The 13394-nt window shown below is 67.9% G+C and carries 11 protein-coding genes; 6 read left to right on the forward strand and 5 right to left on the reverse strand.

Features of this window, described 5'->3' with window-relative positions; translation table 11 throughout:
* Positions 1-10: 10 nt before the first annotated feature.
* On the forward strand, positions 11-661 hold the full coding sequence (locus IXW21_RS06055) for a pentapeptide repeat-containing protein (protein ID WP_194763365.1): 651 nt from the start codon (positions 11-13) through the stop codon (positions 659-661).
* Here IXW21_RS06055 and IXW21_RS06060 read toward each other — a convergent pair.
* From IXW21_RS06060 to IXW21_RS06075, 4 genes are all read right to left on the reverse strand, one after another.
* Positions 651-2159 (reverse strand): ATP-binding cassette domain-containing protein, encoded by a 1509-nt coding sequence (locus tag IXW21_RS06060; RefSeq protein WP_194763366.1) that lies wholly within the window; start codon positions 2157-2159, stop codon positions 651-653. The genes IXW21_RS06055 and IXW21_RS06060 overlap by 11 nt on opposite strands.
* Entirely contained in the window at positions 2156-2968 is an 813-nt protein-coding gene (locus IXW21_RS06065) for an ABC transporter permease (protein ID WP_194763367.1), read from the reverse strand. The genes IXW21_RS06060 and IXW21_RS06065 overlap by 4 nt, the downstream gene beginning before the upstream one ends.
* Entirely contained in the window at positions 2965-3906 is a 942-nt protein-coding gene (locus IXW21_RS06070; protein ID WP_194763368.1) for an ABC transporter permease, read from the reverse strand. The genes IXW21_RS06065 and IXW21_RS06070 overlap by 4 nt, the downstream gene beginning before the upstream one ends.
* Before the next feature lie 100 nt (positions 3907-4006).
* Positions 4007-5617 carry an ABC transporter substrate-binding protein gene (locus tag IXW21_RS06075; RefSeq protein ID WP_194763369.1) on the reverse strand — a complete coding sequence of 537 codons (1611 nt, stop codon included), beginning with the start codon at positions 5615-5617 and terminating at the stop codon, positions 4007-4009.
* A 214-nt stretch (positions 5618-5831) separates the two neighbouring features.
* Between IXW21_RS06075 and IXW21_RS06080 the strand changes: the two genes are divergently transcribed.
* From IXW21_RS06080 to IXW21_RS06100, 5 genes are all read left to right on the forward strand, one after another.
* On the forward strand, positions 5832-6311 hold the full coding sequence (locus IXW21_RS06080; protein WP_194763370.1) for a hypothetical protein: 480 nt from the start codon (positions 5832-5834) through the stop codon (positions 6309-6311).
* Between the two features lie 68 nt (positions 6312-6379).
* On the forward strand, positions 6380-8974 hold the full coding sequence (gene valS, locus IXW21_RS06085) for a valine--tRNA ligase (protein WP_194763371.1): 2595 nt from the start codon (positions 6380-6382) through the stop codon (positions 8972-8974).
* The gene (locus tag IXW21_RS06090) at positions 8974-9189 is read left to right on the forward strand and encodes a hypothetical protein (RefSeq protein WP_194763372.1); all 216 of its coding nucleotides are present in this window, start codon (positions 8974-8976) and stop codon (positions 9187-9189) included. Before valS ends, IXW21_RS06090 begins: the two co-directional genes overlap by 1 nt.
* A 92-nt stretch (positions 9190-9281) precedes the next feature.
* Positions 9282-11333 carry a M3 family metallopeptidase gene (locus tag IXW21_RS06095; protein WP_194763373.1) on the forward strand — a complete coding sequence of 684 codons (2052 nt, stop codon included), beginning with the start codon at positions 9282-9284 and terminating at the stop codon, positions 11331-11333.
* A complete protein-coding gene (locus IXW21_RS06100; protein ID WP_194763374.1) occupies positions 11326-11949 on the forward strand; it encodes a class I SAM-dependent methyltransferase in 624 nt (207 codons plus the stop codon). The genes IXW21_RS06095 and IXW21_RS06100 overlap by 8 nt, the downstream gene beginning before the upstream one ends.
* Before the next feature lie 73 nt (positions 11950-12022).
* Here IXW21_RS06100 and clpX read toward each other — a convergent pair whose 3' ends face one another.
* On the reverse strand, positions 12023-13291 hold the full coding sequence (gene clpX / locus IXW21_RS06105) for an ATP-dependent Clp protease ATP-binding subunit ClpX (RefSeq protein WP_194763375.1): 1269 nt from the start codon (positions 13289-13291) through the stop codon (positions 12023-12025).
* Positions 13292-13394: the final 103 nt, after the last annotated feature.

The following is a 13394-nucleotide window of genomic DNA, read 5'->3' on the forward strand; positions in this document are numbered from 1 at the left end:
GCCTCCGAGCATGGCCCGCACCACGCGATCCCCCGCCGCGCCCCGCGTCTCCCCTCCCGATCTGCCACCGCAGCTGGACCCGGCCTCGCCCGCCCGCGGGGCGGATCTGCTCGCCGCACGACTCGATCTCACGGGCACGGTCGATCTCGCCTACGCCTCGCTCGAGCAGTGCACGATCTCCGCAGACGCGGAGTCCGTCGACCTCCAGGGCGCGACGATCATCGATGCCGAGATCGTCGGAGCGCGCATCGCATCGCTGCGCCTTCGGGATGCGAGCATCCGCCGCCTGCGGGTCGTCGGAGGGCGCATCGGCACGCTGGACCTGAGCGGCGCGCGCATCGACGAGCTCGAGATCGATGACGTGCGCATCGACTACCTGAACCTGGGCGGCGCGCGCGGAGTCGACCTCGAGATCTCGAACTGCGGCATCCGCACCCTCGACATGCCGCAGGCCGAACTCACGCGCGTGCGCTTCTCCGAGAGCATCTCGGACGAGGTGGATCCCCGTGGACTGCGCGCGAAGGACGTCGATCTCCGCGGCCTCGACGCGAGATCGTTCCTCGACGCCAACAGTCTGCGCGGCACGACCCTCAGCAGCTTCCAGGTGCAGCAGCTCGCTCCACTCTTCGCGGCAGGCCTCGGCATCCAGGTCAGGGACTGACGGGACGGTTCGCCTCCAGCAGCTCCCGAGTGAACGGATGCTGCGGGGCCGCGAACACGTCCGCGACCGCCCCCTGCTCGACGATCACGCCGTCCTGCATCACGAGCACCTCGTCTGCGATCGCACCCACCACATCGAGATCGTGCGACACGAACACCATCGTGAGGTGTCGCTCGCGTTGCAGGCGGAGCAGCAGCTGCAGCACGCGTTCGCGCACCGAGGGGTCCAGCGCCGAGACGGGCTCGTCGAGTACCAGGACCTCGGGCTCGGCCGCCAGAGCTCGTGCGATCGCCGCACGCTGACGCTGCCCACCCGAGAGCGCGAGAGGCCGCCGGGCGGCCAGCGCCGAGTCGAGGTCGACCTCGGCGAGGAGTTCCGCGACCCGCGCGGCTCGCCGGTCGCGGGGAACGCCCCCTGCGGCGAGTGCCTCTCGCAGCGATCGTCCGATCGTCCACCTCGGGTCGAACGCGCCGAGGGGATTCTGGTGCACGAGCTGCACCCGGTGCCCCCCGATCCAGCGCAGGTCACCGGCGTCCGGCGGTTCGACCCCGACGATCATCCGAGCGACAGTGGTCTTACCGGATCCCGACTCCCCCACGATGCCGAGCGTGCGCCCCCGCGGGAGGGCGAACGATGCGTCCTGCACGGCCACGAGCTCGCCGAATCGCTTGGTCGCCCCCGTTGCGACGAGCACAGGTTCGGCGGAGTCCTCGGTTCCCTCGCGCGGCTCGTGCATGGTCGCGGCGATCAGCTGACGGGTGTACGCGTGCGCCGGCGCTTCGAGCACCTCGGCGACAGAGCCGGACTCGATCACCGCACCATGGCGCATCACGAGCACGCGATCGGCGATTCGGCGCACGGCGGCGAAATCGTGGCTGATGAAGACGACCGCGGTCCCCGCATCCGCGATGTCTCGCAGCAGGGTCAGGATGCGCGCCTGCACGGTCGCGTCGAGCGCCGTGGTCGGCTCATCCGCGACGAGGATGGCCGGATCGGCGGCGATGGCCGAGGCGATCAGCGCCCGCTGCCGGAGCCCGCCGGAGAGCTGATGCGGGTACTGCCGCGCTCTGCGCTCCGGGTCCGGCATCCAGACACGGCGGAGAAGACCCTGCACGCGCGCACGCACAGCCCCTCGACCCGATGCGAGTCCGTGGATCCGCAGCGGCTCGGCGATCTCCGATCCCACCCGCTGCAGGGGATCGAGAGAGACGAGAGCATCCTGAGACACCAGTGCGATGCCGGTGCCCCGCACCGAGCGCCACCGCCGCTCACCGAATCCTTCCACGTCCGTTCCGTCGACGATCAAGCGGTCGAACCGCACCCGTGCCGTCTCGGGGGTCAGGCCCAGCAGCGCCCGCGCGGTGAGCGATTTCCCCGCCCCGGACTCGCCGACGATCGCGACGCACTCGCCAGGAGACACCGTCATCGAGACTCCGTCGACGACGGGGGCTCCCCCGAAGTCGATTCGCAGACCGCTCAGCTCCAGCGCCGCGCTCATGACCGCCGCCCCTCTGCTCTGGCTCGCAGGATACGTCCGACGATCGTGGCGGAGATGACCGTGAGGGTGATCGCCAAACCGGGGAACACGGCGATCCACCAGGCCTGACCGAGCACGTTCCGCCCACCCGAGAGCATCAGCCCCCACTCGGGAGTCGGCTCCGACGGGCCGAGCCCGAGGAAGCTGAGGCCGGCGGCGGCGAGGATGCTGGAGCCGATCCCGATCGTCGCGATCACGCTCAGAGAGCCGATCACCCCTGGCACCACGTGCCGGACGAATGCCTGTGCCGGACGGACTCCGAGGATGTGCGCGGCTTCGACGTGCTCGGCGCGACGCAGCGTGCGCGTCTGCACCCGCGCGAGACGGATGTAGACGGGCACAGCCGCAAGAGTCACGGCGATCGCGATGTTCACCGGGCCCGGCCCGAGAACCGCCACCACGACGAGTGCGACGAGGAACTCCGGAAACGCCATCAGCACGTCGTTCACGCGCATGATCGCCGCGTCGACGCCGCGCGGTGCCAGACCCGCCAGCGCGCCGACGACGAGCCCGGCGACGAGCGCGACCCCCGTGGCCAGCAGACCGATGCCGATCGAGCGTCCCGCCCCGTGGACCACCCGTGAGTACACGTCGCGACCACTCTGATCGGTACCGAACAGGTGATCGGCACTCGGCGGCAGCAGCGCGGCCCGCACATCGGTCTGGAGGGGGTCATGCGTGGCCAGCAGGCCGGGGAAGACGGCGGCGACAGCGAACACCAGCAGCACTGCGGCCGCACACCAGAGCAACACGACCTGAGCGCGCCTCATCGGACGCCCTCGCCGTCGCGTCGCAGACGGGGATCGATGATGGGATGCAGCAGCTCGACGACGAGGTTGACGATGACGAACACGATCGCGCTGAGCAGGATGATGCCCGTGATCACGGGCAGGTCGCGATTGGTGATGGCGGCGAGCGTGACCCGGCCGAGCCCGGCCCGCGCGAAGACCGTCTCGACGAGCACCGCTCCCCCGAGCACCGATCCGGTGAGGTAGGCGGCGAGCGTGATCGCGTTCGCCCCGCCGTGCCTCAGGCCGTGTCGGAGCGTGAACCACGACGGACCTGCTCCGCGCGCACGCACGGTCTCGGCGAACGGCATCCGCTCGGCCTGCACGAGTCCGTCGCGCAGCACCTGGCTCAGGAGCGCCGCGACGGGCAGGGCGAGAGTGATCGCCGGAAGGACGATCGTCGCGGGGTTGCGGGCCCCGGAGACGGGGAACCACCCGAGTCCGAAGGCGAAGACGCTGAGCAGGATCAGCCCGATCCAGAACACCGGAGACGACAGGATGACGAGCTCGACGCCCGCAGCGACCGCACGCCCGGCCTGACCGCGGACGAGCAGCGCGACGGCCACTGCCAGCAGCACGGCGATCACGAGGGCGAGGGCGGAGAGCTGCAGCGTCGAACCGAGTTGACGGCCGATGACCTCGGTCACCGGCATCCGCAGCTGGTAGGACTCGCCCAGGTCCCCACGAGCGAGCTGCCCGATGAAGGCGATGTACTGTTCGAGCGGCGGGCGATCGAGTCCCAGCTCGGCGCGGATGCCGTCCTTGACGGCATCTGAGACCTGAGCCTGGGGGCCGAGCATCACCGATACCGGATCGCCGGGTATCACGCGGAACGCGAGGAACACCAGCGTCGCCGCTCCCCACAGCACGACCACGACCGACGCCACGAGACCGGCGATGCGGAGGAGCGCTGCCTTCACCGTTCTCGCCCTCTCGAAGACTCCTGGGCGCCCCTCGGCTCGCGGCGCTCGCTCAGGAACGATATCGCGCGGCAGCGAAGGGCGCTCGACGGCGCAGGCGTCAGCCGACGCTCACGTCGTAGAACAGGGGGCGCCCGTACAGGTCGTAGTCGAGACCGCTGACGCGCTCACCCACGGCGGTGATGGCCGACGGGCTGTAGAGCGGCACGATGGCCGTGTACCGGGCGTTCCACTCCTGGAGCTGCGTGTAGATCTCATCACGCTGGGCCTGATCGCTCGACGCGACGGCCTGATCGAGCAGCGTGTCGATCTCGGGGTCCGTGACCTGCGAGGCGTTCTGGAATCCGTCGGTGTGCAGGTGTGCGCGCAGGAAGTCGGGGTCGACACCCGAGAAGCCCCAGTCCGTGAGGTCGAAGGTCTTCGGACCGTACTGCTCGTTGTACGCCCCGGGCTCGAGCACCTCGCGGACGACTTCGAAGCCGATCCCCTTCAGGTCCGACTGGATGGCGTTCGCGAGAGCCGCCTTGTCGTCGGGAACCGGCGTCCAGGCGATCCAACGCGCGGAGAGGCGCTGCCCGTCCTTCATGCGGATGCCGTCGCTGTCGCGCTGCGTCCAGCCCGCCTCGTCGAGCAGTGCGCTCGCCGCGTCCTGATCGAAGGCCCACGTGCCTTCGAGCGATGCGTCGTATCCGGGAGTGGTCGACCCGAGCACGCTCCACGCACGGGGGAACTGGTCGAAGAAGATCTCCTCGACCGCCGCATCGATGTCGATCCCGCGCGCGAACGCCTGACGCACCTTCTCGTCGGCGAAGACGCCGTACTTCTCGTTGAGGTACAGCGAGTACGGCAGCCCCGGGTACTCGATCGAATCGACCGTGATGCCGTCGCCGAGGTCTCCCGCGAGGTTCGGCGGGATGTTGCTCGCGAGATCCGCCTCACCGCTCTGCACGACGCCGGTGCGCACGGAGGCCTCCGGCTGGATCTCGACGCGCAGCGTCTCGACCTTCGGCGCGTCCTCGCCGTGCGGGCCCCAGGCGTAGTCGTCGTTTCGGGCGTAGACGAGCTCCTGATCCGGCGTGTACTCGGTCAGCTCGTACGGACCCGTGCCGACGGTGACGCCGGGGCCCCCGGCCTTCAGCTGATCGGCAGACTCGGCGAGCACCGCAGGCGAGTAGAAGCCGAGCTGCGGTGTGCTGGCCGCCTGCAGGAACGGCGCGTAGGGCTGTGTGAAGCTCACCTTCACGGTGTGCTCATCGACGACCTCGGTGCCCTCGTAGAAGTCAGCGCCGAGCATCGCCGCGGCCTGGGCCGACTCCGTCTCGGGGTCCACGATGCGATCGAAGTTGGCCTTGACCGCCTCGGCATCGAACGGCTCGCCGTCGGTGAACGTGACGTCGTCACGGAGCACGAAGGTGTACTCGGTGCTGTCGTCCGACACGGTCCATTCCTTCGCCAGCCACGGAGTGAACGAGCCGTCGTCCTCCTGGAACACCAGCGAGTCCAGTACTGCGCGCTGCACCATGCCCGAGACGTCGAGCTGGCTCACCTGCGGATCCATGTGCCCCGCCGACAGGTTCGCACCCTCGATCGACCAGACGAGCTCGCCGCCGTCGGAATCGGATGCGGGAGCGGCGCAGGAGCTGAGCAGAAGTGCGGACGCGGCGACGACGGCGCTGATCGGCAGAGCGCGGCGCAGGAGGGAGGCAGGCATGGGGATCCTCGAGAGGGAAGGAGGGGGACGACGCAGAAGCGCGTCGATTTCTTGGACTCGATCCAATTCTACGTCCTGGTCGCGCGTACAGGCGCGATACGACATATCGCAGGGCCCTCCTATACTGCGAAGACACCGGCGGAGGGGGAACAGTGTGCGAGGGGCTTTCCGAGCAGGTTCGTCTGCACTCGAAGATCGCACGGGTCGAGCGTTGATGGGCTCACACCGCGATGGTCGGCGCACCATCCCGGGAGTCGGGGCGGGATTCACCGCCGTCGCGCTCGCGCTGACGCTGAGCGGGTGCGGAGTGGTGCTCAAGGAGGTGTCGGACGGAGAGTTCGCGGAGACCGTTCCCGCAGCGCTCGCCGAGTCCGATCGAGGTGTCACAGACTCTTATGCGGCGAAGGGCCTCGACGGCTTCACTTTCTATCTGAGTGTCGGGATCGATGTGGATCGGGAGACCGTCGACGCGGATGACCTCGCGGGCTTCCTTCGAGCGATCCTGGAGAGCAACGATCTGCCGACAGACGAAGTTCGTCTGAGAGTGCAGAATGCGGAGGGAGATTTCCTCGATCTCGAAGCGATCGCTCTGGAGGCAGCGCCGGATGTCGAGCTGTTCGGCTCCTCCGACACGACACTGCTGGTCGACAACGAGCAGGCCATCGAGATCGTCAAGGCGGTCTGGGGCGATTAGACTGAGGGGCACAACCCACACTCAGGCACGCTCACACAGTGCCGCATACATCGCTCGAGGAGACCTCCATGTCTGTGATTCCCGACAAGCCCGTGCTCGAAGGCCTCGAAGCGAAGTGGGGTGAGTCGTGGTCCGAGCAGGGCACCTACCTGTTCGACCGACTCCGCGCCGCACAGTTCGGCCGTGAGGGTGTGTACTCGATCGACACTCCCCCGCCCACGGCATCCGGCAGCCTGCACATCGGCCACGTGTTCTCGTACACCCACACCGACGTCAAGGCGCGCTTCGAGCGCATGCGCGGCAAGAACGTGTTCTACCCGATGGGCTGGGACGACAACGGCCTGCCCACCGAGCGCCGGGTGCAGAACTACTACGGCGTGCGCTGCGATCCGACCCTCCCGTACCAGACCGACTTCACGCCGCCCTTCGAGGGTGGGGACAACAAGTCGAGCCGCGCTGCCGACCAGGTGCCGATCAGCCGTCGCAACTTCATCGAGCTGTGCGAGCGTCTGACCATCGAGGATGAGAAGCAGTTCGAAGCCCTGTTCCGCCAGCTCGGCCTCTCGGTCGACTGGACCCAGACGTACCGCACGATCTCCGACGACACTATCCGTCAGAGCCAGCTCGCGTTCCTGCGCAACCTCGAGCGCGGCGAGGCCTATCAGTCGCTCGCACCCACCCTGTGGGACATCGACTTCCGCTCGGCGATCGCTCAGGCGGAACTCGAGGATCGCGACCAGCAGGCCGCCTATCACACGATCGATTTCCCCTTCTCCGACGGCTCCGGCTCGATCACGATCGAGACGACCCGCCCCGAGCTTCTGCCCGCGTGCATCGCGATCGTGACGCACCCCGAGGGGCCGCACAAGCACCTCATCGGCACGAAGGTGCGCACGCCGTTCTTCGGCGCCGAGATCGAGATCCACGGACACCACCTCGCCCAGCCCGACAAGGGTACGGGCGCGGCCATGGTCTGCACCTTCGGCGACGTGACCGACATCATCTGGTGGCGCGAGCTGCGCACGACGACCGGCGCCGACCTGCCGAACATGACCACGATCGGCCTCGACGGGCGCTTCCTGCCCACCGCTCCGTCGATCGTCGCGAACGCCGAGGCCATCGACTGGTACGCGTCCGAGCTCGCCGGCAAGACCGTGTTCTCGGCCCGCAAGGCGATCGTCGAGAAGCTGCAGGAGACCGGCGACATGACCGCGGTCGGCAAGCCGTTCAACCACGCGGTGAAGTTCTTCGAGAAGGGCGACCGTCCTCTCGAGATCGTTTCGACGCGCCAGTGGTACATCCGCAACGGCGCCCGCGACGCGAAGCTCCGCGACGAGCTGCTCGCCCACGGCACCGAGCTGGCCTGGCACCCGGAGTTCATGCGTGTACGGTACGAGAACTGGGTCGGCGGCCTCACCGGTGACTGGCTGGTGTCGCGTCAGCGCTTCTTCGGCGTGCCGATCCCCCTCTGGTACGGACTCGACGAGAACGGCGAGCGCGACTACGACCGCGTCCTCTCCCCCGACCACGCATCTCTGCCCATCGATCCGACCACCGATGTGCCGGCGGGGTACACCGAGGATCAGCGTGGTGTGGCCGGCGGATTCGAGGCCGAAGCAGACATCCTCGACACGTGGGCGACCTCCTCGCTGACTCCGCAGCTCGCCGGCGGCTGGCAGCGCGACGAGGAGCTCTGGCAGCTCACGGCTCCGTTCGACCTGCGCCCGCAGGGACAGGACATCATCCGCACCTGGCTCTTCTCGACCATGCTGCGCTCGACTCTCGAAGACGGTCGTTCGCCGTGGCGCAACGCCGCGATCTCCGGCTTCATCGTCGACCCGGACCGCAAGAAGATGTCGAAGTCGAAGGGCAACGTCGTGACCCCGGCGGACATCCTCGACACCCATGGATCGGATGCGGTGCGCTACTGGGCCGCCTCCAGCCGGCTCGGCATGGACGCCGCCTTCGATCCGCAGAACCCGACGCAGGTGAAGATCGGTCGCCGTCTGGCGATCAAGGTGCTCAACGCCGCGAAGTTCGTGCTGTCGTTCCCGGTCCCCGAGGGCGCTCAGGTCACGCACGCGCTCGATGCATCGATGCTGACGGCTCTCGACGCCGTGGTCGTCGAGGCGACGAAGGCCTTCGAGAACTACGACCAGGCCAAGGCACTCGAGGTCACCGAGGCGTTCTTCTGGACCTTCTGCGACGACTACCTCGAGCTCGTCAAGGAGCGCGCGTACAACCAGAACGACACAGGCCAGGCATCCGCCGCGCTCGCGTTGCGCCTGGCACTGTCGACGCTGCTGCGACTGCTCGCCCCGATCATCTCGTTCGCGACCGAAGAGGTCTGGTCGTGGTTCGAAGAGGGCTCCGTGCACACCGCCGCCTGGCCCGAGCCCCTCGGGATCGAGGGCGATACCGCTGTGCTGTCGGCAGCGAGCGAGGCGCTGATCGGCATCCGCCGCGCCAAGACCGAGGCGAAGGCGTCCCAGAAGACGCCGGTCTCGCGCGCGGCCATCGCAGCGCCGGCTGCCAAGCTCGAGTCGCTGCAGGCGGCAGCAGACGATCTCCGCGCCGTGGGCCGGATCGCCGAGCTCGAGTTCACCGAGGCCGAGGCGTTCGCGGTCACCGCGATCGAGCTCGCGCCCGTCGAGGGCGCCTGATGCAGCTGGGCACGCGGTGGGCTACCGGGTCCGAGCCGCCGGCATCCGTACCCGCAGCCTTGCGACCATCGATCGCCGAAGTGGAATCCCATGGCCTTGACGGCCATTGGACTCTGACCTGGCTCGAGGGTCGCGCGATCGCCGAACTCGACGCCGGCTGGGAGGTCGTGCAGACCTCGACGGGTGACGTGATCGCCCGTCCGTTTGAGGACTGATCGACCCGTTGCGGTCATGATCGAGACCCTCCGCTGCCCTGGGCGACGGAGGGTCTCGATCATCGTGGACTGCTGATCATTAGGCTCGACCCATGACCGACGCCTCGAATCCGCTGCTCCAGCCGTCAGAACTCCCGTACGGGCTCCCCGACTATCGCGCGATCAGGCCCGAGCACTATCTGCCCGCCTTCGAGGCGGCGTTCGCGGAGCACCTGCACGAGATCTCGCGGATCACGATGGTGCGTTCGATGCCGACCTTCGAGAACACGATCGAGGCGATCGAACGGTCGGGAGAGCTTCTCGACCGTGTGGCCCACGCATTCTACACGGTGAGCTCCGCTGACGCGACGCCCGAGATCCAGGCGGTCGACGAGCAGCTCGCACCGTTGATGGCCGCTCACAACGACGCGGTCACTCTCGACGGCACGCTGTACTGGCGGGTGCAGCAGGTGCACGCGCACCTCGCGGAACTCGATCTCGACGACGAGCAACGGTACCTCGTCGAACGACACCACCGCGAGATGACGCACGCCGGAGCCGCCCTCGACGACGACGCGAAGGCGCGGCTCACTGCGCTGAACCAGCAGCTGTCGACACTCGGCACCACGTTCGAACGCAATCTGCTGAACGACACGAACGACCTCGCGGTCGTGTTCGAGTCCGCAGACGAGCTCGCGGGACTCAGCGCGGGCGAGCTCTCGGCAGCGTCGCGCGCTGCCGCGGAGCGCGGCCTCGACGGGAAGTTCGTCGTCTCGCTGCCGCTGTTCACCGGGCACCCGTACCTGGCTCAACTCCGTGATCGCGACGCGCGCCGGCGGATCATGGCCGCCTCTCGAGCCAGAGGATCACGAGACAACGCGAACGACAACCGCCCGGTGCTGCGCGAGATCGTGCGACTCCGCGCAGAGCGCGCTGAGCTGCTCGGCTACACCTCGCACGCGGCCTACGTCACGGCCGACGAGACGGCGGGGACTCCCGAGGCGGTCGAGCGGATGCTGCGCGAACTCGCCGCTCCCTCGGCGCGCAACGCCCGCGCTGAGCGGGAAGCCCTGCAGGCCATCGTCGACGAGACCGAGAGCGCTCCCTTCCCGGTCGAGGCGCACGACTGGGCCTACTTCACCGAGAAGGTGCGCACCGCACGATACGACGTCGACACGAGCGCTCTGCGCCCCTGGTTCGAAGCCGAGCGAGTGCTGCAAGACGGCGTCTTCTTCGCCGCCACACAGCTCTACGGCATCACCTTCAGCGAACGGCACGACCTGGTGGCCTATCACCCGGGCGCTCGCGTGTTCGAGGTGCACAACACTGACGGCACCGAGCTCGGGCTGTACGTGCTCGACCTCTACACGCGCGATTCGAAGCGGGGAGGTGCCTGGATGAACCCGATCGTCAGCCAGTCACGGCTGCGCGGCACACTACCGGTCGTGGTGAACAACCTCAATGTCCCGCTGCCTGGCGACGGAGAGCCCACCCTCCTCACCCTCGACGAGGTCACCACGCTGTTCCACGAGTTCGGGCACGCCTTGCACGGTCTCTTCGCCGTCGTGACCTACCCGCACTTCGCGGGGACCAACGTCTTCCGCGACTTCGTCGAGTTCCCCAGCCAGGTGAACGAGATGTGGATCCTCTGGCCCGAGGTCCTCGACAACTACGCCCGGCACCATGAGACCGGTGAGGCACTCGACCCGGCGATCGTCGAGCGTTTGCGCGCGACAGAGACCTTCAACCAGGGGCACGACACCAGCGAGTATCTCGCGGCCGCGTGGCTCGATCAGGCATGGCACCGAGTGGGTTCCGATGCCGAGGTCGCCGACGTCGCCGCGTTCGAGGCTGCGGCGCTCGCCGACATCGGCCTCGATGACCCGGTGGTGCCGACGCGCTACTCGTCGACCTACTTCGCGCACGTGTTCTCGGGCGGGTACAGCGCCGGGTACTACTCGTACATCTGGAGTGAGGTGCTCGACGCCGACACCGTCGAGTGGTTCCGCGAGAACGGCGGGCTCACACGCGAGAACGGCGATCGGTTCCGTGCACGCCTCCTGGGCGTGGGAGGCTCGAAGGACCCGCTCGACGCCTACCGCGACTTCCGCGGGAGGGATGCCGAGATCGGTCCGCTGCTGAAGCGGCGGGGGCTCGATGCCTGACCGGCTCGATCCCATTCGGTCGGCATTCGACCAGCGCGCCGAGCGCTACGACGACAGCGCGATGCACCGGGGGTTGGCCGGAACCGTGGCCGAGGGGCTCGATCTCGTCGGCGTCGAGACCATCGTGGACATCGCGACCGGCACCGGCCTGGTGCTGCGCTCGATAGACGGATCCGGCAGCGCTTCGGGCATCCGCCTCGTCGGAGTGGACATCTCTCCTGAGATGCTCCGCGTCGCAGAGCGCGAGCTTCCGTCGGCGGAGTGGATCGAGGCCGATGCGTCGCACCTTCCTCTCGCAGACGGATCCGTGGACATCGCCACGTGCGTCACCGCACTGCACATCATCCCGGATGTGCCTGCGGCCCTCGGCGAGTGGACGCGCGTGCTGCGGGCGGGCGGACATCTCGTCACCGCGAGCTTCGCCTCCCCGCATCTGAGCGGCATCACGTCGCCGACCTCCGCGCGCCCCTACCCGACGGATCACGACCCGTATGCCACTGCTGAGGCGATCGCGGCGACGTTCGCGCCGCATGGCTTCATCCTCGCGAGCCACACGACATGGACTGACGGGACGGACACGGTCCTGATCGCGGACTTTCTCAGCGCCGCCGGGTGAGAGTTCCGGCTCTGCGACGCGCATGCAATCGCGGGCGAGAGGTCGACGACCCGCCAGGGCGCCGGAGCCGAACTCACGCGCTCTTGCGCTTGCGCTCCATCACGATCGTGGGAGGCGCACCCTCGTCGACGGCCGCACGGGTCACGATGACCTTCGCGACGTCTTCGGCCGAAGGGATCTCGAACATGATCGGACCGAGCACGTCTTCGAGGATCGCGCGAAGGCCGCGGGCGCCGGTCTTGCGCTCGACCGCGAGGTCGGCGATCGACCGAAGCGCGTCTTCCTCGAACTCGAGCTGCACGCCGTCGAGCTCGAACATGCGCTGGTACTGCTTCACGAGCGCATTGCGCGGCCCCGTGAGGATGTCGATGAGCGCGTCCTGATCGAGGGGCGAGACATTCGTGACGACCGGGAGGCGTCCGATGAACTCGGGAATGAGCCCGAACTTGTGCAGGTCCTCCGGGAGGACCTCGCTGAACAGATCGAGGTCTTTGCCCTTGTCGTGCAGCGGAGCGCCGAAACCGATGCCGTGCTTGCCGACGCGTGCCGAGACGATGTCCTCGAGCCCCGCGAACGCGCCGGCGACGATGAACAGCACGTTCGAGGTGTCGATCTGCAGGAACTCCTGGTGCGGGTGCTTGCGCCCGCCCTGCGGCGGCACCGACGCGACCGTGCCCTCGATGATCTTGAGCAGTGCCTGCTGCACACCCTCGCCCGAGACGTCCCGGGTGATCGAGGGGTTCTCGGCCTTGCGGGCGATCTTGTCGACCTCGTCGATGTAGATGATGCCCTGCTCGGCCCGCTTGACGTCGTAGTCCGCGGCCTGGATCAGCTTGAGCAGGATGTTCTCGACATCCTCACCGACGTAACCGGCCTCGGTGAGCGCTGTGGCGTCCGCAACCGCGAACGGCACGTTCAGGCGCTTTGCGAGAGTCTGCGCGAGGTAGGTCTTGCCGCAGCCGGTCGGACCGATGAGCAGGATGTTGCTCTTGGCGATCTCGACGCTCTCGGCCTTCTGCTCGGCCGTCTGCAGGGTGCCATGCGCACGGATGCGCTTGTAGTGGTTGTAGACCGCGACGGCGAGCGCCTTCTTCGCAGGTTCCTGACCGACGACGTACTCCTCGAGGAACGAGAAGATCTCGCGAGGCTTGGGGAGCTCGAAGTCTGCATTCCCCTCGGCGGAGGACTCGGCCATCCGCTCCTCGATGATCTCGTTGCACAGTTCGACGCATTCGTCGCAGATGTACACACCGGGGCCAGCGATGAGCTGCTGCACCTGCTTCTGGCTCTTTCCACAGAACGAGCACTTGAACAGGTCAGCGCTTTCACCGATACGGGCCATGCGCGTCCTCCTAGGGGGATCCAGAGATCGTCTACTGAGCCTAACCGCTGCACCCGACACCGGGACGCATTGGCGCGTCGGGGGACATCTCGAGTCCGTATCG

The organism is Microbacterium sp. UFMG61, from assembly GCF_015354505.1.
Classification (GTDB): Bacteria; Actinomycetota; Actinomycetes; order Actinomycetales; family Microbacteriaceae; genus Microbacterium.